Here is a 25,177-nt window from a genome sequence, read left to right as displayed (position 1 = left end):
CGACCACGGTCCCGGGCGCGCGAAAGGTAGAGTCCAACGGCGTGCACCTCAAGAGCCTGACCCTGCGAGGATTCAAGTCCTTCGCTTCCGCCACCACGCTGCGCTTCGAGCCCGGCATCACCTGCGTCGTGGGCCCCAACGGGTCCGGCAAGTCGAACGTGGTGGACGCGCTCTCCTGGGTCATGGGCGAGCAGGGCGCGAAGTCGCTGCGCGGCGGCAAGATGGAGGACGTCATCTTCGCCGGGACCACGGGCCGCCCGCCCCTGGGCCGCGCCGAGGTCTCCCTCACGATCGACAACTCCGACGGCGCGCTGCCCATCGAGTACGCCGAGGTCACGATCACGCGGATCATGTTCCGCAACGGCGGCAGCGAGTACCAGCTCAACGGTGACACCTGCCGGCTGCTGGACATCCAGGAGCTGCTGTCGGACTCCGGCATCGGCCGCGAGATGCACGTCATCGTCGGGCAGGGCCAGCTCGACGGCGTACTGCACGCCGACCCGATGGGCCGCCGCGCCTTCATCGAGGAGGCGGCGGGCGTCCTGAAGCACCGCAAGCGCAAGGAGAAGGCGCTGCGGAAGCTGGACGCGATGCAGGCGAACCTCGCGCGCGTCCAGGACCTGACGGACGAGCTGCGGCGGCAGCTGAAGCCGCTCGGGCGGCAGGCCGCCGTCGCCCGCCGCGCCGCCGTCATCCAGGCCGACCTGCGCGACGCCCGGCTGCGGCTGCTCGCCGACGACCTGGTCACGCTGCGCGAGGCGCTCCGTACGGAGATCGCCGACGAGGCCGCGCTGAAGCAGCGCCGGGAGGCCACCGAGGCCGAGCTGAAGGAGGCGCTGCGGCGCGAGGCGGCCCTGGAGGAAGAGGTACGGACGCTGACGCCGCGGCTGCAGCGCGCCCAGCAGACCTGGTACGAGCTGTCGCAGCTCGCGGAGCGGGTACGCGGCACGATCTCGCTGGCCGACGCGCGGGTGAAGAGCGCGCAGACCGCGCCCCCCGAGGAGCGCCGCGGCCGCGACCCGGAGGAGATGGAGCGCGAGGCGGCCCGCATCCGGGAGCAGGAGGCGGAGCTGGAAGCCGCGCTGGAGGCGGCGACCCGGGCGCTGGACGACATGGTCGAGCACCGCGCGGGGCTGGAGCGGCAGCTGCAGGACGAGGAGCGCCGGCTGCGGGACGCCGCGCGGGCCATCGCCGACCGGCGCGAGGGGCTGGCCCGGCTGCACGGCCAGGCCACCGCGGCCCGCGGCCGGGCCGCGTCGGCCCAGGCGGAGATCGACCGGCTGACCGAGTCGCGGGACGCGGCGCAGGCCCGCGCGGAGGCGGCCCAGCAGGAGTACGAGCAGCTCAAGGCCGAGGTCGACGGGCTGGACGCGGGCGACGAGGAACTGGCCGGGCAGCACGAGCGGGCCAAGGAGGAGCTGGCCGAGGCGGAGCGCGCGCTGACGGCGGCCCGCGAGGCGCTGACCACGGTGGAGCGCAAGCGCGCCGCGACCGCGGCGCGGCACGACGCGCTGGCGCTGGGGCTGCGCCGCAAGGACGGTACGGGCGCGCTGCTGGCCGCCGCCGACCGGCTGGGCGGGCTGCTCGGCCCGGCCGCCGAGCTGCTGACCGTAGCGCCGGGGTACGAGATCCCGGTCGCGGCGGCGCTCGGCGCGGCCGCCGACGCCATCGCCGTCGCGGACCCGGCGACCGCGGCGGAGGCCATCCGGCTGCTGCGCAAGCAGGACGCGGGACGCGCGGTCCTCCTCCCGGCGACGGCGGCGGACCGCCCGCTCACCGGGGCGGCGGAGGAGGAGCGGTCCCTGGTGGGAACGCCGGGCGATACGTCTCTGCATGACGGGTCTCTGCATGACGGGGCGACAGGGGCAGCCGTACCGGGTGCAGCTGACGGGGCGTCGGACGGCGAGCGGTCCACCGGAGCGCCCGAGGGCACCCTGTACGACCACACGCCCACCGATGCCGAGAACCCCGCGATTCCCGGTGCGCGCACCGGGCCGGACGCCGGTACCGCCGCGTCCGAAGTCCCCCACGACGGCGCCCCCGTGGCCTCCGTACCCGCCGCGCGTACCCCCGACGGGCCGCCCGCAGCCGCCGAACTGGTCGATGGGCCCGCCGAGTTGATGCCCGCCGTGCGGCGGCTGCTGCGCGACGTCGTCGTGGTGAGCACGCTGGAGGACGCCGAGGACCTGGTCGCCGCGCGGCCCGGCGTGACCGCCGTGACCGCCGAAGGCGACCTGCTCGGGGCGCACTTCGCGCAGGGCGGGTCGGCCGGCGCGCCGAGCCTGCTGGAGGTGCAGGCGTCCGTAGACGAGGCGGCGGCGGAGCTCGCGGAGCTGGCCGCGCGCTGCGAGGAGCTGGCGGAGGAGCAGCGGCTGGCCACCGAGCGGCGGGCCGAACGGGCCGCGCTGGTCGAGGAGCTGGCGGAGCGGCGGCGGCTGGCCGACCGGGAGAAGTCGCAGGTCGCGCAGGCGCTGGGGCGGCTCGGCGGGCAGGCCAGGGGCGCCGCGGGCGAGGCCGAGCGGTCGGCGGCCGCGGTCGCCAAGGCCGAGGAGGCGCTGGCCCGGGCCACCGAGGAGGCCGAGGAGCTGGCGGAACGATTGGCCGTGGCCGAGGAGGACCCGGGGGAGGAGGAGCCGGACACTTCCGTACGGGACCGGCTCGCCGCCGACGGGGCCAACGCCCGGCAGACCGAGATGGAGGCGCGCCTCCAGGTCCGTACGCACGAGGAGCGCGTGAAGGGGCTCGCGGGACGGGCGGACGGGCTGGACCGGGCGGCGCGCGCCGAACGCGAGGCGCGGGCGCGGGCCGAGCAGCGGCGCGCCCGGCTGCGCCACGAGGCGCGGGTCGCCTCGGCGGTCGCCGACGGCGCGCGGCAGCTGCTCGCGCATGTCGAGGTCTCGCTCGTGCGCGCCGAGGAGGAGCGGGCCGCGGCCGAGCGGGCGAAGGCCGAGCGGGAGCAGGCGCTGGTCGCCGAGCGCAATCAGGGCCGTGAGCTGAAGGACGCGCTGGACAAGCTGACCGACTCGGTGCACCGGGGCGAGGTGCTGGGCGCCGAGAAGCGCATGAAGATCGAGCAGCTGGAGACCAAGGCGCTGGAGGAGCTGGGCGTCGAGCCGGCCGGGCTGATCGCCGAGTACGGCCCCGACCAGCTCGTACCGCCGTCACCGGCCGCCGAGGGCGAGGAGCTGCCGGAGGACCCGGAGCATCCGCGGAACCAGCCGGTGCCGTTCGTGCGGGCCGAGCAGGAGAAGCGGCTGAAGGCCGCCGAGCGCGCGTACCAGCAGCTCGGCAAGGTGAATCCGCTGGCCCTGGAGGAGTTCGCGGCGCTGGAGGAGCGGCACAAGTTCCTCAGCGAGCAGCTGGAGGACCTGAAGAAGACCCGTGCCGATCTGCTGCAGGTCGTCAAGGAGGTCGACGAGCGCGTCGAGCAGGTGTTCACGGAGGCGTACTGGGACACCGCCCGCGAGTTCGAAGGGGTCTTCGCGCGGCTGTTCCCGGGCGGCGAGGGCCGGCTCGTGCTGACCGACCCGGACAACATGCTGACCACCGGCGTGGACGTGGAGGCCCGGCCGCCGGGCAAGAAGGTCAAGCGGCTCTCGCTGCTCTCGGGCGGCGAGCGGTCGCTGACCGCGGTGGCGCTGCTGGTGTCGATCTTCAAGGCGCGGCCGAGCCCGTTCTACGTGATGGACGAGGTCGAGGCGGCGCTGGACGACACCAATCTGCAGCGGCTGATCCGGATCATGGTGGAGCTGCAGGAGAGCTCCCAGCTGATCGTGATCACGCACCAGAAGCGGACGATGGAGGTCGCGGACGCGCTCTACGGCGTCTCCATGCAGGGCGACGGCGTATCGAAGGTCATCAGCCAGCGACTGCACTGAGGCAGCCAGCGACTGTACTGAGGCGCTGTGCATGGGTGGGAACACCGGGGGGAACACGGATCTGGGCCGCCGACCTGCAGCGTTCGCGACAGTGTTCACAACATGAACTCAACATGAAGCTGCTTGCCGACAGTGACGGGGTCGACGAATTCTGTGGCCCCTATTGACTTAGAAACTTGAAGGCATAGTCTCTGCAACGTTGCTTTTACCTTCAAGTGGTGCGGGCCGTATGCACAGCCGCCACTGGAGGGCCAGCCCCCGACGCCCGGCAGCGCAGCCGGGCCACTGGAGTACACGTTGACCAGCACCGCGCAGCCGACGATGGCGGAAGGCCGCAAGGCCAAGCCCGACCACCTCGGCCATGTCATCTTCATCACCGCGGCTGCCGCGATGGGCGGCTTCCTGTTCGGTTACGACAGCTCCGTGATCAACGGTGCCGTCGAGGCCATCCGGGACCGTTACCACGTCGGCTCCGCCGGGCTCGCCCAGGTCATCGCGATCGCCCTGATCGGCTGCGCCGTCGGCGCCGCCACCGCGGGCCGGATCGCGGACCGCATCGGCCGCATCCGCGTCATGCAGATCGCCGCCCTGCTCTTCACGGTCAGCGCCGTCGGCTCCGCCCTGCCGTTCGCCGTCTGGGACCTCGCCCTCTGGCGGGTCATCGGCGGCTTCGGCATCGGCATGGCCTCGGTCATCGGCCCCGCCTACATCGCCGAGGTCGCGCCGCCCGCTTACCGCGGCCGGCTCGGCTCCTTCCAGCAGGCCGCGATCGTCATCGGTATCGCCGTCTCCCAGCTGGTCAACTGGGGCATCCTGAACCTCGCCGACGGCAACCAGCGCGGCGAGATCGCCGGCCTGGAAGCCTGGCAGTGGATGCTCGGCGTCATGATCGTCCCGGCCGTGCTCTACGGCCTGCTCTCCTTCGCGATCCCCGAGTCGCCCCGCTTCCTGATCAGCGTCGGCCGGCACGACAAGGCCAAGGAGGTGCTCTCCGAGGTCGAGGGCCGGGCGGTGGACCTGGACGTGCGCGTCGAGGAGATCGAGCTGGCGATGCGCAGCGAGCACAAGTCGACGTTCAAGGACCTGCTCGGCGGCAAGGCCGGCTTCCTGCCGATCGTCTGGGTCGGCATCGGCCTCTCGGTCTTCCAGCAGCTGGTCGGCATCAACGTCGCGTTCTACTACTCCTCGACGCTGTGGCAGTCCGTCGGCATCGACCCGAGCAGCTCGTTCTTCTACAGCTTCACCACCTCGATCATCAACATCCTGGGCACCGTGATCGCGATGCTCTTCGTCGACCGGATCGGGCGCCGTCCGCTGGCGCTGATCGGCTCGGCGGGTATGGCCATCGCCCTCGCGCTGGAGGCATGGGCCTTCTCCGCGAAGACCGCGTCCGGCGCGCTGCCGGCCACCGAAGGCACCGTGGCCCTGATCGCGGCCCACTTCTTCGTGCTCTTCTTCGCCCTGTCCTGGGGCGTGGTGGTCTGGGTCTTCCTCGGCGAGATGTTCCCGAACAAGATCCGTGCCGCGGCCCTGGGCGTCGCCGCCTCGGCCCAGTGGATCGCCAACTGGGCGATCACGGCGACCTTCCCGAGCCTGTCGGAGTGGAACCTCTCCGGTACGTACGTGATCTACATGATCTTCGCCCTGCTCTCGATCCCCTTCGTGCTCAAGTACGTCAAGGAGACGAAGGGCAAGGCGTTGGAGGAGATGGGCTAACCCCCCCGCCAGCTCTTCTCCTCACCACGGATCTGCCCCGGCTCCCCGATGGAGCCGGGGCAGCCGCATGCCCGGCGCCGGGGCAGCCGCATGCCCGGCGCCGGGGCAGCCGCATGCCCACGGCCGGGCGTACCGCTTCACCCCGCCCTTCCGCCGTAGACGTACCGTTTCACCCCACCCTTCCCCCATGGGGGAATTCGGGCCCCCTGCTCAGCACAGTACTGGGGGCCACTGACAACGCGGCCGGGCCCGATGCGCGTCCTCAGCCCAGCTCCGGCAGTACCCGCTGGCCCGGCTCGGGCAGTACCCGCTAGCCCAGCTCCGGCAGTACCCGCTCCGCGAAGAGGTGCAGCGACCGCCAGCCCTCGTCGACGGGCATCCCGCCGCACAGCGGATGCAGGATCAGCGAGTCCGACGCCTCCGCCTTGCCCGCGTACGCCACACACTCCTCCGGCGTCAGCACCCGGTACACGCCCTCCCGGCGCAGCGCCGCCACGTCCGTGGCCGCCGACCGCACGGCCGAGCGGATGCCGGCGCCCTGCCAGCCGGCGTACGTCCGCGCCTCGTACAGGAAGTGCTTCCCGTAGCGCGCCCAGGCCCGGTCCGGGTCCTCCGCGACGTGCAGCAGCGCCGTACTGGCCGGCGGCTCCATCACCCAGCCCTCGTGGCCGTGCCCGGCGCACTGCCGGTGGTAGTACGCGGTGAGCTCCGGCAGGTGCGCGCTGGGGAAGAACGGCAGCCCGAGCCGGGCCGCGCGCCGTGCCGCCGGGCGCGAGCCGCCGCCCACCAGAAGGAGGGGGTGCGGCTTGGTGGCCGGGCGGGGTGTGACGCGTACCGTGCGCCCCCGGTACGTGAACGGCTCGCCCGTCCAGGCGCGCAGCAGCGTCTCCAGTACCTCGTCCTGGAGCGCGCCGCGCCGCTTCCAGTCCGCGCCGTGCGCCGCGTACTCCTCGGGCCGGTAGCCCAGGCCCGCGACGGTCACCAGCCGGCCGCCGCCCAGGAGGTCCAGTACGGCCAGGTCCTCGGCCAGCCGCAGCGGGTCGTGCAGCGGGGTGATCAGCGCGGAGACCGTGACGGCGACCCGCCGGGTGGCGCCGAGCACGGCGCCGGCGAAGGTCAGCGGCGAGGGCATCCAGCCGTTGTCGGTGGCGTGGTGCTCCTCGGTCTGCACCGTTGTGATGCCCAGGTCATCGGCGTACTTGGCCATCGCGACGGCCGCCTGGTAGCGCGCCGCGAGGCCCTCCGGGGTGGGGGCCGGGTCGACCAGGTTGAAGCGCAGGACAGTGACGGGCATGACAACGTCCCCTTCGCCGCTGAGGTGGCGAAGGGGACGTTAGCTGATGCTGTGTCAGATGTGGAGGGGGCGGACGCGGCGGGCGTCCGGGCGGCTACCGCCCGGCCGGTATCGGCTCCGGCTCGGCGTCGCTCTCCGCGGGGGCGTTCTCCCGCGGCGCGGGCAGCACCGCGAAGACGACGGCCGCGACGGCGATCGTGACGGCCCAGCCCAGGCCGTGCGTGCCGAGCCAGGTGCCGGCCAGCGGGCCGGTGAACCAGTCGACCTTGGTCAGGCACAGGCCGAGCCCCAGCGCGACCGTCCACGCGGCCATCGCCTGCCAGCAGAAGCCCGCCTTGTACCAGTACCGGCTGGCGCGCGAGGTGTCCATCAGCGCCTCGGCGTCGTACCGCACCGTGCGCTTGGCGCGGCGCACCATGTCGATCGCGTACACGCCGATCCAGGCCGAGAAGGAGACGCCGAGCAGCGTGAGGAAGGCGATGAACTGGCTGATGAAGCTGGTCGCGACCAGCATCATGAAGCCGCCGCCGACCAGGCTGATGACCGCGTTGATGCTGACCGCGAGCGGCCGGGGCAGCTTGACGCCCATGGTCTGCGCGGTGAAGCCGGCCGAGTACATCGACAGGCTGTTGATCAGCAGCATGCCGACCACGGCGGTGAGCAGGTACGGGACGGCCAGCCAGGTCGGCAGGATGTCGCCGAGGAACGCGACCGGGTCGCTGGCCTTGGCCAGGTCCGGGGTCTTGGAGGTCATCACCGCGCCCATGAGGACCATCGGCACCATGACCAGGCCCGCGCCGGAGACGGTGGCGCCGACGATCTTCTTGCCGGAGGCCGAGCCGGGGAGGTAGCGGGTGAAGTCCGGGCCCGAGGGGACCCAGCTGAGGCCGCCGGCCGCGATGGTGCCGACGCCCGCGATCATCATCGCCGTCGAGCCGGCCTTCTGCGCGAAGACCTCGTGCCAGTCCATCTTCGCGATCAGGTAGACGAGCACCAGCACGCTGAAGATGCCGAAGAGGTACGTCGACCACTTGTTGCAGATGTTGAGCACCTTGCGGCCCATGCCGCTCACCAGGAACGTGACCGCGACGAAGACGAGCAGCGTGAGGACGGTGAGGACGTTGTTGGCCTCGATGCCGAAGAGCAGCTTGAGGATCGTGAGCAGCGCGAACGCGCCGGTCACGGCGTTGATCGTCTCCCAGCCGAAGCGGGCGACCCACAGGATCATGCCGGGGAAGTAGTTGCCGCGGACGCCGAAGGTGGCGCGCGAGAGCATCAGGCCGGGCGCGCCGCCCCACTTGCCGGAGACCGACAGCAGGCCGGTGAGGCCGAAGGAGACCGCCGCGGCGATCACCGCGACGACCAGTACCTGCCAGAAGTTGAGGCGGTTGAAGACCACGAGGGCGGCGCCCATGGTCAGCAGCAGCACGCTGATGTTGGCGGCGACGTAGGTCGAGAAGAGTTCGCGGACCCGCCCGTGACGTTCGCTGTCGGGAACGGGCTCGATTCCGCGGGTCTCTACGGTTCCTTGGGTCTCGGGGGAGGCCGTGGTGTCCATGGTGCAGGTGTCTCTCGTGCGCTGGGGCAAGGGCACCCCCACAGGGGGCAGTCGGCAGCGGCGGTGATGCCTGGCTGCGGGGCGCGGTGGCCGTCGAGGACTCTACGCGCGTTGCGCGGCCATTCCCATCGTACTTTGCACCAACTTCCTCCTGTAAGGGTCGTTGGACTCTCCGACGAGTCACTCGCGTCACACTTCTCGTCGGAGGGTCCAGCGCCGGGGTGGAGGCCCTGGTCAGCCGGTGGGCTCCGGCACCGGCCCGCGCTGGCCGACCCGGTAGTCGGCCCGGCGGAGGATCTCCTCGGCGTCGTCCAGCGGCGGATAGATCCAGCTCTCATTGATGGCGCGTTTGCGCGCCTTCGCGTACGCCACGGGTACCTCGCGCAGCGCCCGGTCCCAGCCGCTGGTCAGCACCGCGCCCGCGCCGCCGAGGTCGAGACAGGTCGTGTACGGGTCGGTGGTGAACGCGGCCCGGTCCAGCCCCAGGAGATCGGCCGCGGCGTTGTGTCCCGCGAATTTCCCCTGCGGCGTCGCGTGCTGGCAGGACTGCGTCACCGTGTGGCCGTCCTCGGCGGGCGCGGCCGCGGTGTCCCCGGCCGCGTACACCTCCGGCAGCCCGCGCACCCGCAGCCAGCCGTCCACCGCCAGCCGCCCCAGCCCGTCGCGCTCGGCGGGGAGCCGCGCGGTGAGACCGCTGGCCCGCACCCCCGCCGTCCACACAGTCGTACGGGACGGGATCACGCTGCCGTCGGAGAGGTGGACGGCCCGCTCGTCGACGCGCTCGATCGTGACGCCGAGCCGGCGCACCACGCCCAGCTCGTCCAGCGCCCGCTCGATCACCGGCCGGGCCGCCTCGCCGAGCCCGCGCCCGACGACCGTGTCCCGCTCCACCAGAACGACCTGGACCTCGTCCGCCATCCCGTGCGACGCGGCGACCGCCCGCACCCGGCCCGCCAGCTCGGCCGCGGCCTCCACGCCCGTGAACCCGGCGCCGGCCACCACCACCGTGAACCGGCCGGGGCCCGCGGGCGCGTCCGGCAGCGCCTGAAGGTGCTTCTCCAGGGCCACGGCCGCGTCCATCGTGTCGATGTCGTGCAGCAGCCCGGCGCCGGGGAAGCGCGGGCGGACCAGCGCGCTGCCGGTGGCCAGCACCAGCCGCCGGTACGGGAACTCGGCGGGTCCCCCGGGGCCGTCGGCGGTGACCACCCGGCGGGCGGTGTCGATACCGGTGGCGGTCGCGGCGATGCGCGGTACGCCGATGGGGCCCAGCACCCGGTCGAGCGGGACCCGGTACGCGGCCGGGTCCGCCTCGTACAGCCGGGGGCGGATCGTGAGATCGGGGTCCGGGGTGAGCAGCGCGACCGTGGGGGAGGCGTCGTGGGCGCGCAGCAGGCGGGCAGCGCCCGCGGCGGCCCACATCCCGGCGAAGCCCCCGCCCACAATCAGGATGTCCGGCATCCGGATTCTCCTTCCAGTGCCCCGCGGCTCGGTTCCGCGGGGATTGAATCCGGATAGTACACATCCAGATTCAATCCTGGACAGTGCGCATCCGAATTCGCTTCCGGACGGTGTACGTCCGGAATCTGTGGCGTGCGGCACCGCGGGCGGTGCGTGCCCGATACTGAGGGAGTTATGGAAATCGTCATCCTTGCTGTAGTCATCGCTGTGGTCGCGCTCGGCGCGATCAGCGGGCTCGTCGTCAGCAGCCGCAAGAAGAAGAAGCTGCCGCCGCCCCCGCCGACCACCCCGTCCGTCACCGCGCCCCCTGCGGAACCGCAGGTCGGTGAGGACGCCGAGACCCCCCGCGACGAGGAACGTCGCACCATCGAAGAAGTGGGCCTGCCGGACTCCGGCGCCACGCTCGTCGAGGAAGCGCCGGTCGCCGAGCCGGAGGCGCCCGCCGCGCCCCCGGTCGAGGTGCCGGAGCCGACCGCCGGCCGGCTCGTCCGGCTGCGCGCCCGGCTCTCCCGCTCGCAGAACTCCCTGGGCAAGGGCCTGCTCACGCTGCTCTCCCGCGAGCACCTCGACGAGGACACCTGGGAGGAGATCGAGGACACGCTGCTCACCGCGGACGTCGGTGTGCAGCCCACTCAGGAGCTGGTCGAGCGGCTGCGCGAGCGCGTGAAGGTGCTCGGCACCCGCACCCCCGACGAGCTGCGCGCCCTGCTCCGCGAGGAGCTGCTCCACCTCATCGGCACCGAGGCCGACCGCTCCGTGAACACGGCGAACGGCCTGGGCCCGAACGGCGAGGAGATCCCCGGCGTCGTCATGGTCGTCGGCGTCAACGGCACCGGCAAGACCACCACGACCGGCAAGCTCGCCCGCGTCCTGGTCGCCGACGGCAAGTCCGTCGTGCTGGGCGCGGCCGACACCTTCCGCGCCGCCGCCGTCGACCAGCTGCAGACCTGGGGCGACCGGGTCGGCGCCCGCACCGTGCGCGGCCCCGAGGAGGGCGACCCCGCCTCGGTCGCCTTCGACTCGGTGAAGGAAGGTATCTCCGAGGGCGCGGACGTCGTACTGATCGACACCGCCGGCCGGCTGCACACCAAGACCGGCCTGATGGACGAGCTGGGCAAGGTCAAGCGGGTCGTGGAGAAGCACGGCCCGGTGGGCGAGGTACTGCTCGTCCTGGACGCCACCACCGGCCAGAACGGCCTGGTCCAGGCCCGGGTCTTCGCCGAGGTCGTGGACATCACCGGTGTCGTGCTGACCAAGCTGGACGGCACGGCCAAGGGCGGCATCATCGTCGCGGTCCAGCGCGAGCTGGGTGTGCCGGTGAAGCTGGTGGGCCTGGGCGAGGGCGCGGACGACCTCGCGCCGTTCGAGCCCGAGGCGTTCGTCGACGCGCTGATCGGCGACTGACCGGAGCGTGGACGGGTTAGCGGCCCGTGCCCCGGCACCGATACGGAGACACCGAGCCCCGCCGCACACGAAGTGCGACGGGGCTCGGTGCTTGCGCCCGGCGGTACGGCACGGGGATGACGCGCCCACCACCCGGACGCGGGGCGGCGGTTTTCGGGCGGGTGTACGGGCGGGCGGGGATGGCGAACGGCTGGATCGGAACGGCGAGCGGATGAGGGCCGGTACGGTTCGCCTTATTTCCCCCACCCGAACCGCAACCATCAATTGAGCAACCCCTACGGCGCCCCACCAGGTCCGCGAGAGCGGCGCCGGTTCAGGCGCAACGTCACGCGCAGAGCCTGTGGCAGACGTAGGCGAGTGTGCCCAGCAGCAGCTTCGCCTCCGGAGGGTGGCTCACGCCGTCCAGCGTCGGCGGCCGCAGCCAGCGCATCGGTCCCAGCCCCGCCAGGTCGCAGGGCGGCGCGACGATGTGGTCGCCGGGCCCCAGCGGCCGCAGGTCCAGCGAGGCGTCGTCCCAGCCCATGCGGTACAGCAGCGTCGGCATCCCGGCGGCGGCACCCGGCGCGACGAAGAACAGCGCCCGTCCGGTCGGGGTGACGGCCACCGGCCCCAGGGGAAGCCCCATCCGCTCGAGGCGCACCAGGGCCGTGCGCCCCGCGGCGGCCGGTACGTCCAGGATGTCGAAGCTGCGGCCGACCGGCAGCAGTACCGAGGCGCCCGGCGTCTCGGCCCAGGCTGCCGCCACCTTCTCCAGTGTCGCGCCGGCGGGCAGCACGTCGGCGAAGGGCAGTGGGTGGGCGCCGGGGCTGGCGCAGCGCGCGGCTCCGCACGAGCAGACGGCCCGGCCGTCGCTGCCCCGCGCCGCGCGGGCGCCGGGCACGACGTCCCATCCCCACAGCCCGGTGTACTCCGCCACCGCCGTGGTCTCGGCGGAGCGGACCCGCCGCCTGGCGCCGTGGCGAATGTCGCGAAACTCCCGGATGCCGCCGATCGTGAAGCCCATGCCCCCTCCAACGGGTCCTGCCGGTCTGTGGTTACGTGCCGGAGTGTTGCCGTGACGCTCCGTCGCCAGTCGTGGTCGTCGACGGGGTGACGGAGCGCTGTGGGTTGTGCGGCGTGACACGCGCGCCCTTGAGTGCTCCTCTCCGCCCAACCCTTCTCGACCTGTGTCAAGTCAATCGCGCTGAGCCGCGGAGGAGTTCATTCGAAGGGGTGGCGAATGGTGGCGTTTCCCGGATCGGCCTCGCGGGAGGCGTGATCGTAGGATTACTTTCGGTGCACGAACCGGGAGGGGTATCCGCCACATGGGTATGCCGATGGCAAGCAGAGTGACCGCTTGGCGGCTTTCCGGCGGCCGGAATCCGTGGTCGGCTGGGGTCACTCCAGGACAGGCGTCGCGAAAGAGCGGCATCCTGTCGGAGGTTCGTGACAGGACGACAGATCCGGATGGGGGCGTTCGAGTTGGGCGGCAACGGCGGCACGTGCGCTGACAAGCGCCCGAACGAGCAGTTGGGTTCGTGGTTCGTGCGCAGCGGCTGGTCCAAGGGCGAGCTCGCCCGCCAGGTCAACCGCCGCGCCCGGCAGCTTGGCGCACACCACATCAGTACCGACACCTCACGGGTCCGTCGCTGGCTGGACGGTGAGCAGCCCCGGGAGCCGATCCCGCGCATCCTGTCCGAGCTGTTCTCCGAGCGCTTCGGCTGCGTGGTGTCCGTCGAGGACCTCGGCCTGCGCACGGCACACCAGTCCCCGTCGGTCTCCGGCGTGGACCTCCCCTGGGCCGGGCCCCAGACGGTCTCCCTCATCAGCGAGTTCTCGCGCAGCGACCTCATGCTGGCGCGGCGCGGCTTCCTCGGGACCTCGCTGGCGCTGTCCGCCGGGCCCGCCCTCATCGAGCCGATGCAGCGCTGGCTGGTGCCCACGCCCGCCGGGGCCGCCGACGAGGCCGGGCCCGAGACCGGGCGCCGCCGCGGCGGCCGGCTCTCGCAGCCCGAGCTGGAGCTGCTGGAGTCCACGACGATGATGTTCCGGCAGTGGGACGCCCAGTGCGGCGGCGGACTGCGCCGCAAGGCCGTCGTCGGGCAGCTCCACGAAGTCACGGACCTGCTCCAGGAGTCGCACCCCGAAGCGGTCTCCAAGCGGCTCTTCAAGGTCGCCGCCGAGCTCGCCGAGCTGGCGGGCTGGATGAGTTACGACATCGGTCTGCAGCCCACGGCACAGAAGTACTTCGTCCTCGCGCTGCACGCGTCCAAGGAGGCGGGCGACAAGCCGCTCGGCTCGTACATCCTCTCCAGCATGAGCCGCCAGATGATCCACCTGGGGCGTCCCGACGACGCCCTGGAGCTGATCCATCTGGCCCAGTACGGCAGCCGCGAAATGGCCACGCCGCGCACGCAGGCCATGCTGTATGCGATGGAGGCCCGCGCGTACGCCGGGATGGGCCAGCCCAGCAAGGTCAAGCGGGCCGTCCGGATGGCGGAGGACACCTTCGCCGACGTGGAGCCCGGCGCGCGGCTCGACCCGGACTGGATCCGCTTCTTCTCCGAGGCCGAGCTGAACGCCGAGAACGCCCACTCGTACCGCGACCTCGCCTACGTAGCGGGACGCAGCCCCACGTACGCCTCGCTGGCGCACCCGGTCATGGAGCGCGCCGTCGAGCTGTTCGGCAAGGACCCCGAGCACCAGCGCTCGTACGCCCTCAACCTCATCGGCATGGCCACGGTCCATCTGCTGCAGCGCGAGCCCGAGCAGTGCGCGGACTTCGCGCACCAGGCCATACCGTTCGCCAAGCAGGTGCGCTCGGAGCGGGTCAACACCCGGCTGCGCAAGACCGTGGACACCGCGGCGCGGGACTTCTCCGAGGTCGCCGAGGTGATCCAGCTGACCGAGGAACTGCAGCACCACCTGCCGGAGACGGCCGCGGAGGCGGTCTGAGGGCAGGCCCTGAAACGTCCGCCGGCACCGCAGAAAACTCCGGCCGCGACCACACCCCGTACAGCCCGACTCGGCTCCCCCATCGCCAGGTCTGAGGGCAGTGGTCGCGGCCGGTCCTGCCTTTCGGTGGCCCCCACAGGCGTTCATCCGGGCGTAACACCGACGTCGCCTTCGTCACTACCGCGAAACACCGGGGCGCTTCGCCGGAAACGGCGCGGCGCCAACCTGGTGGCGAAAGCCGGCCCATCCGCACCACACCCGCACGGGCCGCATCGACGACGAGGAGACGCCGATGCCCCCAGGCATCCTGACGAACGCCGTGAGCCTCTCGGCAGAAAAGCTGAGCCCGGCCAACACCGGATTCATGTTGATCGCCACCGCCCTGGTGATGGTGATGACCCCCGCGCTCGCGTTCTTCTACGGCGGCATGGTCCGCGTGAAGAGCGTCCTGAACATGCTGATGATGAGCTTCATCAGCCTCGGCCTGGTGACCGTCCTGTGGGTCCTCTACGGCTTCAGCCTCGCCTTCGGCACCGACCACGGCTCGGTCATCGGCTGGACCGGTGACTACGTCGGCCTCAGCGGCATCGGCCTCACCGAGCTCTGGGACGGCTACACCATCCCGGTCTACGTCTTCGCGGCCTTCCAGCTGATGTTCGCGATCCTCACGCCCGCGCTGATCAGCGGCGCCCTCGCGGACCGCGTGAAGTTCTCGGCCTGGGCCCTCTTCATCGTCCTGTGGGTGACGATCGTGTACTTCCCGGTCGCCCACTGGGTGTGGGGCGCGGGCGGCTGGCTCTTCGAGCTCGGCGTGATCGACTTCGCGGGCGGTACGGCCGTCCACATCAACGCCGGCGCCGCGGCGCTGGGCGTCATCTTCGTCGTCGGCAAGCGGATCGGCTTCAAGAAGGACCCGATGCGGCCGCACAGCCTGCCGCTGGTCATGCTCGGCGCCGGCCTGCTGTGGTTCGGCTGGTTCGGCTTCAACGCCGGCTCCTGGCTCGGCAACGACGACGGCGTGGGCGCGGTCGCCTTCCTGAACACCCAGGTCGCCACGGGTGCGGCGATGCTCGGCTGGCTCGCGTACGAGAAGATCCGGCACGGCTCGTTCACCACGCTCGGCGCCGCGTCCGGCGCGGTGGCCGGTCTGGTCGCGATCACCCCGGCCTGCGGCGCGGTCAGCCCCCTCGGCGCCATCGCGATCGGCGTCATCGCCGGTGTCCTGTGCGCGATGGCCGTCGGCCTGAAGTACAAGTTCGGCTACGACGACTCCCTCGACGTCGTCGGCGTCCACCTCGTCGGCGGTGTCGTCGGCTCCCTCCTCATCGGTTTCTTCGCCACCGGCGGCGTGCAGAGCGACGCCAAGGGCCTCTTCTACGGCGGCGGCCTGGCCCAGCTCGGCAAGCAGTCCGTCGGCGTGGTCTGCGTCCTCCTCTACTCCCTCGTGATCAGCTTCGTCCTTGCCAAGGTCGTCGACCTGGTGATGGGCTTCCGGGTCAGCGAGGACGAGGAGCTGGCGGGCGTGGACCAGGCCGCCCACGCGGAGACGGCGTACGACTACGGCGGCACCGGCGGCGGCACGGCCCTGACCCGTACGGCGGCGCCGGCCCCGGATTCCGGTGACACTCCGGCTCCGGGAGCCGCGGGAAGCACGGCTCCGGCCTCGCAGGCAGGATCATCGGCTCAGGCCCAGGGCGGGACTCCGGGCAAGGCGAAGAAGGTGGACGCGTGAAGCTCATCACGGCAGTAATCAAGCCGCACCGGCTGGACGAGGTGAAGGAGGCCCTGCAGGCATTCGGCGTGCACGGCCTGACCGTCACCGAGGCCAGCGGATACGGCCGGCAGCGCGGCCACACGGAGGTGTACCGCGGCGCGGAGTACACGGTGGACCTGGTCCCCAAGATCCGCATCGAGGTCCTGGTCGAGGACGCCGATGCCGAACAGCTGCTCGAGGTCGTCGTCAAGGCCGCCCGCACCGGCAAGATCGGCGACGGCAAGGTCTGGAGCGTCCCGGTCGACGAGGCGGTCCGCGTCCGCACGGGCGAACGGGGCCCGGACGCGCTGTAAGCGCGAAGCGCGCACCGGCCGGTTGTACGGACGCACCCGGCCGGTGCGTTCGGTGCCGTGGGTGCGGTTTCGGTAGTGGGTGTGGGGCTTGGGGGCGCCCTGGCGGACCGGGCTCCGGTACTGCCGGGGCGCCCGGCCCCGGTGATCTCCGGTGGGCCCGCCCCACCGGGCGGTCCTCCCAGCCCGCCAGGCGGTACTCCCAGCCCGTCCGGCGTTTGAGGACATCTTTGCGGGGCCCGGGGCCGTTGCCCCGGTTTCGGGAAGGCGTGGGTCCGGGGCACACGACCCCACGGCACCGGCCACCAACGGGCGCCGACCGGACAACGCATCGCACGCCGCACCCCCGGCACCCGATGCCACACCAGAACGAACAAGGAGCGCGCGAGGTGACCGACAGCGTCGAGGAGACAGCAGGCGTCGACCAGACGACCGGCACCGGCCCCGCCCCCGGCGGGAATCGCTCCGGCGAGGACCGCCCCGGCGCGCCCGCCCCGGACGGCACGGACGGCACGGCCCACCCCACCGCCGACTACCCCGCCGCTCGCCTGCACCTCCTCCAGGACGACGCCACGACCGGCCCCGAACGCCGCTCCGCCCTCGCCCGCCTCACCGACCACTGGCTGGCCGGACTCTTCGAGCGCGCCGCAGCCCAGAGCGGCGTGACCGGCGCGGCGCTCGTCGCCGTGGGCGGCTACGGCCGCGGCGAGCTCTCCCCCCGCAGCGACCTCGACCTGCTCCTCCTCCACGACGGCAAGGCGTCCCCCAAAGAGGTCGCGGCCCTCGCCGACCACCTCTGGTATCCGCTCTGGGACCTCGGGCTGGACCTGGACCACTCCGTCCGCACGCTCGCCGAGGCCCGCCGCACCGCCCGCGACGACCTCAAGGCCCAGCTCGGCCTGCTCGACGCCCGCCACCTCGCCGGCAGCCCCGACCTCACCACCGCCCTGCGCACCGCGAGCTTCGCCGACTGGCGCGAGGCCGCCCCCAAGCGCCTCCCGGAGCTCCACGCGCTGTGCCTGGACCGGGCCGACCGGCAGGGCGAGCTGCAGTACCTCCTCGAGCCCGACCTGAAGGAGGCCAGAGGCGGCCTGCGCGACGTCACCGCCCTGCGCGCCGTGGCCGCGTCCTGGCTCGCCGACGCCCCCCGGGCCGGCCTGGAGGACGCCCGCGGCCGTCTGCTGGACGTACGCGACGCCCTCCACCTGGTCACCGGCCGGGCCACCGACCGGCTCGCGCTCCAGGAGCAGGACCAGGTCGCGGACGCCCTCGGCCTGCTCGACGCGGACACCCTGCTGCGCCAGGTGTACGAGTCGGCGCGCACGATCTCGTACGCCGGCGACGTCACCTGGCGCGAGGTCGGCCGCGTGCTGCGCGCCCGCTCCGTACGGCCCTCGCTGCGCGGCCTGATGAGCGGCAGGAGCGGGCGGGCGGCGGCCAAGGGCGAGCGTTCGCCGCTGGCCGAGGGCGTCGTGGAGCACGAAGGCGAGGTCGTACTGGCCCGCACCGCCCGCCCCGAACGCGACGCCGTGCTGCCGCTGCGCGCCGCGGCCGCCGCGGCCCAGGCGGGCCTGTCGCTGTCCCCGCACGCCGTGCGCCGGCTGGCCGCGGCGGCCCGCCCGCTGCCGGTGCCGTGGCCGGCCGAGGCCCGCGAGGAGCTGCTGACCCTGCTGGGCGCGGGCGCGCACACCGTGCCCGTATGGGAGGCGCTGGAGGCCGAGGGGATCATCACGCGGCTGCTGCCGGACTGGGAGCGCGTGCGCTGCCGCCCGCAGCGCAACGCCGTGCACCGCTGGACCGTCGACCGGCACCTCGTCGAGACGGCCGTACGGGCTTCCGCCCTGACCCGCCGCGTCCACCGCCCCGACCTGCTCCTCATGGCAGCCCTCCTGCACGACATCGGCAAGGGCTGGCCCGGCGACCACTCGGTCTCCGGCGAGACCATCGCCCGTGACGTGGCCGCCCGGCTCGGCTTCGACGCCAAGGACACGGACGTCATCGCCACCCTCGTGCGCCATCACCTCCTCCTCATCGAGACCGCCACCCGCCGTGACCTGGACGATCCGGCCACGGTCGGCTCGGTCGCCCAAGTGGTCCGCTCGGTCGGCACGCTGGAGCTGCTGCACGCCCTCACGGAGGCCGACGCGCTGGCCACCGGACCCGCGGCCTGGAGCCGCTGGCGCGAGGGACTGGTCGCCGACCTGGTCCGACGGGTCGGCGGGCTGCTGGCGGGCGAACCCGACGCGACCACGCCCACCCCGTGGGAGCCCACGGCGGAACAGGAACGCCTCGCCGTCGAGGCGTGGCGCACGGGAGAGCCCGTACTGGCCCTGCACACCCGGGCGGAGCCGCCCGTGGAGGCGCCGGAGCCAGCGCAGGGCGGCACCGCACCCCGGCCGGCCGGCGGAAACGCGCCGAGCCGCACCCCGGGCCCCACAGGCCGCCCGGACCCGGCCGAGCACCCGGAGGCCGCCGGCCCCCAGGATTCCGCCGTTAACCAGGAACCGGTCGGCGTCGAACTCCTCATCGCCGTACCGGACCGCCCGGGCATCCTCCCCGCCACCGCCGGCGTACTCGCCGTGCACCGCCTCACCGTCCGCGCCGCCGACCTCCGCGTCATGCCCCTGCCGGAGGAGCTGTCCGCACCGGCCCATCAGGAGCTGTCCGCAACGGCCGACCACGCGAGGGACGGCGGGGCGGAGCAGGGGACGAACGACGGCGCGGGCCCACGCTCCGAAGCCGCGCCCCGGTCCGCAACGGGCACGGGCTCCGCGGCCGCCCGCCGCCCCATGCTGCTCCTCAGCTGGCGGGTGGCGGCCGAGTACGGATCGCTGCCGCAAGCGGTCCGGCTGCGCGCCGACCTCGTCCGGGCACTGGACGGCACGCTCGACATCCCGGCCCGCCTCGCCGAGCGCGAACGCGCCTACGCACGGCGCTCGCGCCGGCTCCAGGCGCCGCCGCCCCGGGTGACGGTGGCGCCCGGCGGTTCCCGCTCCGCCACCGTCATCGAGGTACGGGCCCAGGACGCCCAGGGCCTGCTGTACCGGATCGGCCGCGCCCTGGAGGACGCGGGCGTCACGGTCCGCAGCGCCCACGTCAGCACCCTCGGCGCCAACGCGGTGGACGCCTTCTACGTCACGGACCCCGACGGCACCCCCCTCCCGCCCGACACCGCGACGGAAGTGGCCCAGGCCGTGGAGCGAGCCCTGAAGTGACTCGTAGTACCGCCGCCACCACACAGGACCGCCGGGCGCTCCCGGCGCCTGTGGGCGGCCGGGAGGCGCGTCGTTCCGCGCCCGGCGCACGCGCTGAGTCCGTCCCTCTCCGTCTCTTCGGGTGGGCCCGGACGTTCTGTACCGTGGGGCGGATACTCTAGAAGCCGATTGACTCCACCCCCGACCCCGAGGATCGACGACCGCCGTGTTCGATACGCTTTCCGACCGCCTGGCGAGTACTTTCAAAAATCTCCGGGGCAAGGGGCGCCTCTCCGAGGCGGACATCGACGCCACCGCGCGCGAGATCCGGATCGCCCTGCTCGAAGCGGACGTCGCGCTGCCCGTTGTCCGCGCCTTCATCAAGCAGGTCAAGGAGCGCGCGCTCGGCTCCGAGGTCTCCCAGGCGCTGAACCCCGCCCAGCAGGTCATCAAGATCGTCAATGAGGAGCTCATCGGCATCCTCGGCGGCGAGACCCGGCGCCTCCGCTTCGCCAAGCAGCCGCCGACGGTCATCATGCTCGCCGGCCTCCAGGGTGCCGGTAAGACCACGCTGGCCGGCAAGCTGGGCCGCTGGCTCAAGGCGCAGGGCCACACCCCGATGCTGGTCGCCTGCGACCTCCAGCGCCCGAACGCCGTGAACCAGCTCTCCGTCGTCGCCGAGCGCGCCGGTGTGGCGATCTTCGCCCCCGAGCCGGGCAACGGCGTCGGCAACCCGGTCAAGGTCGCCCAGGACTCCATCGAGTACGCCCGCGACAAGCAGCACGACGTCGTGATCGTCGACACCGCCGGCCGCCTGGGCATCGACCAGGAGCTGATGCAGCAGGCCGCGGACATCCGTGACGCGGTCAAGCCGGACGAGGTCCTCTTCGTCGTCGACGCCATGATCGGCCAGGACGCGGTCAACACCGCCGAGGCGTTCCGCGACGGCGTCGGCTTCGACGGCGTCGTGCTCTCCAAGCTCGACGGCGACGCCCGCGGTGGTGCCGCGCTCTCCATCGCGCACGTCACCGGCAAGCAGATCATGTTCGCCTCCAACGGCGAGAAGCTGGACGACTTCGACGCGTTCCACCCGGACCGCATGGCGTCCCGCATCCTGGGGATGGGCGACATGCTGTCGCTCATCGAGAAGGCCGAGCAGACCTTCAGCCAGGCCGAGGCCGAGAAGATGGCGGCCAAGCTGCAGAAGGGCCCGAAGGAGTTCACGCTCGACGACTTCCTGGCCCAGATGGAGCAGGTCCGCAAGATGGGCTCCATCTCCAAGCTGCTCGGCATGCTGCCCGGCATGGCGCAGATGAAGGACCAGATCAACAATCTGGACGAGCGCGACGTGGACCGCACCGCCGCGATCATCAAGTCGATGACCCCCGGCGAGCGCCAGGACCCGACCATCATCAACGGCTCGCGCCGCGCCCGTATCGCGCGCGGTTCGGGTGTCGACGTCAGTGCCGTGAAGAGCCTGGTCGAGCGCTTCTTCGACGCCCGCAAGATGATGTCGAAGATGGCCCAGGGCGGCGGCATGCCGGGGATGCCGGGCATGCCCGGGATGCCCGGCATGGGCGGCGGCGCCAAGAAGAAGAAGCAGCAGAAGAAGGCCAAGGGCAAGCAGCGCAGCGGCAACCCCATGAAGCGCAAGGCCGAGGAGGAGGCCGCCGCGGCCCGCCGCGAGGCGGCCCAGAACGGCAACCCGCTCGGCCTCCCGCAGGGCGGCCAGGACGCCCCGCAGAACTTTGAACTCCCCGAGGAGTTCAAGAAGTTCATGGGCTGACGCGCGACCGTCGATCGCCTTCCGCCCCTACGGCCCCGCCCGGACCCCTCCGGCCGGGGCCGTACGCGTACGGGGAGACGTGTCCGTGTACGTGTACGTGTCCGGCCCTCGCCCTCGTCAGCGCGCGCGGCTCTCGGGGCCCGCGGTCTCCATGGCACAGGCGAGGTGCGTGGGGCACGCGGGCTCTGAATCGCGTATAAGACACTCCTGGAGCAGCGGAGTGCCGGTGGCGAGGCCGGCCGGACTCAGGCCCAGCGCGACGGCCGCGGTGGCGCCCACGTCCGCCAGCGACGCGGCGTCCGGCAGGCGCTCGGCGGCAGCGGCACCGGGGCGGTGGATCAGTACCGGCACGAACTCCCTGGTGTGGAAGGCGTGCCCGATCGTCGGGTCGTTGCCGTGATCACCGGTGACGATCAGGCGGTCCCCGGGCGCGGTGAGCAGCGGCAGCAGCGCCGCGATCCCCGCGTCCACCCGCCGCAGCACGTCCGCGTACCGCTCCGGATCCTGCTCGTGCCCGGCCAGATCGGTCTCCTGCACATTGCTGACCACCAGCACTGATCCCGCCGGCCCCGCGTCGTCGCCCCGCCCGGCCGTCCGCACCGCGTCCAGCGTGTGCCCCAGCACCTCCCCGGTGTCCACCGCCGGCCTGCGCACCGCCGCCTCGCAGGCCAGGATGTCGGCCGCCTTGCCGACGAGCGTGACGGACACGCCCGCCCGGGCGGCGGCCTCGGGCAACTGCCGGGTGTGGTCCAGTGGCGCGCCCAGATGCCGCACCTCCAGCCCGCCATTGCGGTAGAAGCCGCTGGCAGGGGTGTCCAGCCCGACCGTGCCGGCCTCCCCGTGACGTACGTATCCGGGCAGCGGCCCGTCGGCATGGCCGCCCACCGCGATCACCCGGGCGACCGGCGCGACCGACCTGACCACTCGCGCCACGGCCAGCACCTGCGCGAACGGCGCCTCACCCAGCCGCGCCGAGGCATTCCAGTTGATCCCCGGATCCGCCTCCAGGTTGTCGTGCACCAGCACCCGCCCGTCGACCACCAGCAGCGGCTCGCCGTCGAGCAGTTCGGTACGGTGCCCGGCCGCCCGCAGCGCCGCGGCCACCTCCTGGAGGTGCTCGGCGAGCCGGGCCACCGTCACCCGGCTGAAGTCGGCACCCATCATCGTCTGGTGCCCCGCGTAAGTGTCCGCGCCCGGATAGCCGAGCGCCGCCCGGCCGGCCGCGGCCGGCAGCGAGGGGCCCGGGGCGAGATCCGGATGCGGATGGACGGAGCCCAGCCCGAGCGCGCCGAGCGCGGGCAGCTCCAGGGGGTGGTCGGTCGTCGCACGGTGGTGGTCGAGGAGGTGGCCGAGGGTGTCGGCCCGCACATCGCCGGGGCGCAGCGCTCCGGCATCCGGCATCGCGCCGACGCCGAAGCCGTCGACGACGAGGATGACGATCTTGCTCATGGCGGTTCCTGGCTTCCGGTTCGGGTGGAGCAGGTACGGATGACGGAGGAAACGACGGGGGAGCGGCGCCGCCTGCCGGGCGGCGGCTGATCAGTAGGGCCTCCCGAGCGGGTCGTAGAGGCCGCTGAGCTTCGGCGTGCCCGAGGACAGTCCGGAGACGACGGCCACGCTGCTGCGGGTGACGAAGATCTGGGTGCGGAAGGCCAGCACGGCGGTGTCACCCACCCGCGCGTCCCCGGGAGCGAGCAGCCGGTAGTAGTCGATATGCGCGGCGGGTGCGTCCTCGACCCGCAGCCGGGCCCCGGTACGCGGAATCAGCGCCTCTCTGGCACCGCCCCGGGCGTAGAACCCGCCGCCGTACAACGCGGGCCGGCCGTCGGCGAGCGTATGGGCGACCTCGCTCACGTACACATACGCCGGCTGCTCCGGCTGCGTGTGGTCCACCGCGTGCAACGGGGTGGTGCCGGTGAGGGCGTGGCCGGGCTCCCCGTGCGTCGCGCCCAGCCGCGCCAGCAGCGGCAGGACGGCCATCGACGTGGCGCTCGGCGCACTCAGCTTGAGGTCCGTGTAACCACGGGCGGCGAGCCGCTCCACGGCGGCACGGGCCAGCGCGAAGTTGGGCGTGGGCCCCGGCTCGCCCGTATCCGGATCGCACAGCACACACGGGAACGCCGTGACGCCGGCCACCCGGATCCCCGGCAGCCGCTCGGCCTCCGCGACAAACGCGTCCAGCCCCTGCGCGCGGGCCGGGCCCTCGGCAGCCCCGTCGAGCCGTACTCCGCCCTCCTGTCCCGGATAGACCGCGCCGGCGGCGCCCTCCAGCCGGATCAGCACGTCCTGGACGAATCCGAGCCGTGCGGCGGCGTCCGAGACGGCTCGGGCGTTCGCCAGGTCGTAGACGGTGACGGTCTCCGGACGCCAGGCGAGCAGCTCGGGCAGCGCACGGGGCGGGATCTGGACGAGGTGGCCGAGGTTGCCGGCCCGCGCGCCCGCGGCGTGCAGTACGCGGGCCTCGGGCGGATCGATGGCCGCGTACCTCGGGATGTGCCGTGCGATGGCCTCGATCAGCTCCGGATTGCGGCCGATCTGCTTGACCACGAACCACAGCGACAGCCCCAGCCGGTCCGCCTCCCGGGCCAGCAGCTCGGCATTGGACTCGATGGCGTCCAGGTCCATGACGTACGTGTCCGGCGGAATGGCCCCGGAGTCGTGCAACTCGGCCGCGCACGCGACCAGTTCCGGATTGCGGTGGAGGACGGCGTCGAGGAACACGGTCAGCCCCCTGTCTCACGAAGGTCGCGCAGCGCTCGGCGCAAGATGTCGAGTACGAGACCCGCACCGGCGCGCATGGGATTGATCCGCACGGTCCACTCGGCGAGCTCCGGTGCGTCCGCCAGGGACGAACTCGACATGCGGTAGAACAACGGGGCGATCTCATAACGGGAATTGGAGCCGACGGGATAGGGCGCAGCCCCGTACCGCGCGGCCACGGCGGGCAGTTCACGCGCCACCGGCCGGTCCAGCCGCACCAGCAGACAACGGTCCTGGGCATTGGCGATACGCACCTCGGCGACGCCCGGAACCTCGCCCGCCGCCAGCCGTTCGGCCACCTCCGCGCCCACCGCCGACTGCAGCGACCACATCACCGGCACGTGCGTGAGCGCGCGCAGCGCGTCGAGCGCCTGATGCCCCTGGACCTGACCGCCGCCCGAGTAGTTGTCCGCGTGTACGCGCGACACCAGGTCGGCCGAGCCCACCACCGCTCCGACGCCCTCAGGACCGTGCAGCTTGAAGAGCGAGAAGCAGGAGGCGTCGGCGCCCAGTTCGACCCCGCTCTCCGGGACCCGCATGACCGCGTAGTTGTCGTCGACGACCGTGCGCACCCCGGCCGCGCGGCACGCCGCCAGTACCTCCCCGGGATCGTAGGAATCGGCCAGCCGCTGCCGGGTGTGCTGCACGTACGCCCAGGAGAACCGCCCGCCGTCCAATGCCTCTGTCAGCGCCGCACGGTCGTTGAAGTCCACCTCCGTCACCGCCACACCCAGGCCGCGCAGAGTGACGGCGGTGGTGCGGTAGACCGGTGCGCGGTGGAGGAGGAGCGGATCACCCGCGCCGAGCACCGCGGAGAGCGCGACGCGGATCGCGCCGGTACCCGCTCCCTGGACCAGCGCGGCGTCCTCGGCCCCGAAGAAGTCCGCGAGTACGGCCTCCACACGCGCGGTCGTACGCGGCCGGCCGAGCCCGGGGACGACTCCGGCGTCCGCCTCGAAGAGCTGCTCTCCTGCGAAGTGCCGCGCGACGCACTCCAGCAGCCGGTGCTGCCGCGCGACGGCGTCCGCCAGCGGCACGGTCGGCAAGGGAAAGGTCTTCGGCAACGAGGGGACTCCGGAGACGAGCCCGGCCCCCGGCCGCTGCCCTACGGGCCGTTCCTGTGTGGGCATC

Annotated in this window: 15 protein-coding genes; 8 read left to right on the top strand and 7 right to left on the bottom strand. The window is 72.7% G+C overall.

Annotated features, from left to right (window positions below; genetic code table 11):
- The first annotated feature begins 41 nt into the window (after positions 1-41).
- Both ACIGXO_RS08570 and ACIGXO_RS08565 read left to right on the top strand, forming a co-directional pair.
- Positions 42-3,878 (top strand): AAA family ATPase, encoded by a 3,837-nt coding sequence (locus tag ACIGXO_RS08570; RefSeq protein WP_399782295.1) that lies wholly within the window; start codon positions 42-44, stop codon positions 3,876-3,878.
- A gap of 297 nt (positions 3,879-4,175) precedes the next feature.
- Positions 4,176-5,594 carry a sugar porter family MFS transporter gene (locus ACIGXO_RS08565; RefSeq protein WP_399782292.1) on the top strand — a complete coding sequence of 473 codons (1,419 nt, stop codon included), beginning with the start codon at positions 4,176-4,178 and terminating at the stop codon, positions 5,592-5,594.
- 310 nt (positions 5,595-5,904) lie between these two features.
- On the opposite strand, the gene ACIGXO_RS08560 is transcribed toward ACIGXO_RS08565, so the two are convergent.
- The 3 genes from ACIGXO_RS08560 to ACIGXO_RS08550 all read right to left on the bottom strand — a co-directional run bounded on the left by ACIGXO_RS08560 (position 5,905) and on the right by ACIGXO_RS08550 (position 9,904).
- Complete coding sequence (locus ACIGXO_RS08560; RefSeq protein WP_399782289.1) at positions 5,905-6,888, bottom strand: LLM class flavin-dependent oxidoreductase; 984 nt, start codon at positions 6,886-6,888, stop codon at positions 5,905-5,907.
- Positions 6,889-6,982: 94 nt separating this feature from the next.
- Positions 6,983-8,446, bottom strand: a complete 1,464-nt coding sequence (locus ACIGXO_RS08555) for a purine-cytosine permease family protein (protein ID WP_399782286.1) — start codon at positions 8,444-8,446, stop codon at positions 6,983-6,985.
- Between the two features lie 234 nt (positions 8,447-8,680).
- Complete coding sequence (locus ACIGXO_RS08550) at positions 8,681-9,904, bottom strand: NAD(P)/FAD-dependent oxidoreductase (protein ID WP_399782284.1); 1,224 nt, start codon at positions 9,902-9,904, stop codon at positions 8,681-8,683.
- A 174-nt stretch (positions 9,905-10,078) separates the two neighbouring features.
- Here ACIGXO_RS08550 and ftsY point away from each other — a divergent pair, with 174 nt between their 5' ends.
- Positions 10,079-11,308: a signal recognition particle-docking protein FtsY gene (gene ftsY / locus ACIGXO_RS08545; RefSeq protein ID WP_399782281.1), complete on the top strand. Its 1,230-nt coding sequence runs from the start codon at positions 10,079-10,081 to the stop codon at positions 11,306-11,308.
- Between the two features lie 325 nt (positions 11,309-11,633).
- Here the strand turns inward: ftsY and ACIGXO_RS08540 are convergent, their stop codons facing one another.
- Positions 11,634-12,311 carry a bifunctional DNA primase/polymerase gene (locus ACIGXO_RS08540; protein WP_399782278.1) on the bottom strand — a complete coding sequence of 226 codons (678 nt, stop codon included), beginning with the start codon at positions 12,309-12,311 and terminating at the stop codon, positions 11,634-11,636.
- Between the two features lie 443 nt (positions 12,312-12,754).
- Here ACIGXO_RS08540 and ACIGXO_RS08535 point away from each other — a divergent pair, with 443 nt between their 5' ends.
- The 5 genes from ACIGXO_RS08535 (at position 12,755) to ffh (ending at position 21,286) form a co-directional block, all read left to right on the top strand.
- On the top strand, positions 12,755-14,242 hold the full coding sequence (locus ACIGXO_RS08535; RefSeq protein ID WP_399783791.1) for a hypothetical protein: 1,488 nt from the start codon (positions 12,755-12,757) through the stop codon (positions 14,240-14,242).
- A gap of 292 nt (positions 14,243-14,534) precedes the next feature.
- Positions 14,535-15,974 (top strand): ammonium transporter, encoded by a 1,440-nt coding sequence (locus ACIGXO_RS08530; RefSeq protein ID WP_399782276.1) that lies wholly within the window; start codon positions 14,535-14,537, stop codon positions 15,972-15,974.
- Complete coding sequence (locus ACIGXO_RS08525) at positions 15,971-16,309, top strand: P-II family nitrogen regulator (protein ID WP_030623625.1); 339 nt, start codon at positions 15,971-15,973, stop codon at positions 16,307-16,309. Before ACIGXO_RS08530 ends, ACIGXO_RS08525 begins: the two co-directional genes overlap by 4 nt.
- A gap of 386 nt (positions 16,310-16,695) precedes the next feature.
- On the top strand, positions 16,696-19,521 hold the full coding sequence (locus ACIGXO_RS08520; RefSeq protein WP_399782272.1) for a [protein-PII] uridylyltransferase: 2,826 nt from the start codon (positions 16,696-16,698) through the stop codon (positions 19,519-19,521).
- A 205-nt stretch (positions 19,522-19,726) separates the two neighbouring features.
- The gene (ffh, locus tag ACIGXO_RS08515; RefSeq protein WP_399782269.1) at positions 19,727-21,286 is read left to right on the top strand and encodes a signal recognition particle protein; all 1,560 of its coding nucleotides are present in this window, start codon (positions 19,727-19,729) and stop codon (positions 21,284-21,286) included.
- 117 nt (positions 21,287-21,403) lie between these two features.
- Here the strand turns inward: ffh and ACIGXO_RS08510 are convergent, their stop codons facing one another.
- From ACIGXO_RS08510 to ACIGXO_RS08500, 3 genes are all read right to left on the bottom strand, one after another.
- The gene (locus tag ACIGXO_RS08510) at positions 21,404-22,735 is read right to left on the bottom strand and encodes a phosphopentomutase (RefSeq protein WP_399782266.1); all 1,332 of its coding nucleotides are present in this window, start codon (positions 22,733-22,735) and stop codon (positions 21,404-21,406) included.
- A 90-nt stretch (positions 22,736-22,825) separates the two neighbouring features.
- Positions 22,826-24,007 (bottom strand): alanine racemase, encoded by a 1,182-nt coding sequence (locus ACIGXO_RS08505; RefSeq protein WP_399782263.1) that lies wholly within the window; start codon positions 24,005-24,007, stop codon positions 22,826-22,828.
- 2 nt (positions 24,008-24,009) lie between these two features.
- Positions 24,010-25,176, bottom strand: a complete 1,167-nt coding sequence (locus ACIGXO_RS08500; RefSeq protein WP_399782260.1) for an aminotransferase class V-fold PLP-dependent enzyme — start codon at positions 25,174-25,176, stop codon at positions 24,010-24,012.
- Position 25,177 lies beyond the last annotated feature (1 nt).

The sequence above is a fragment of the Streptomyces sp. NPDC053542 genome, from assembly GCF_044544685.1.
GTDB lineage: Bacteria > Actinomycetota > Actinomycetes > Streptomycetales > Streptomycetaceae > Streptomyces.
The sequence above is the reverse complement of the archived record's forward strand: the minus strand, read 5'-3'. Positions and strand labels throughout refer to the sequence as shown.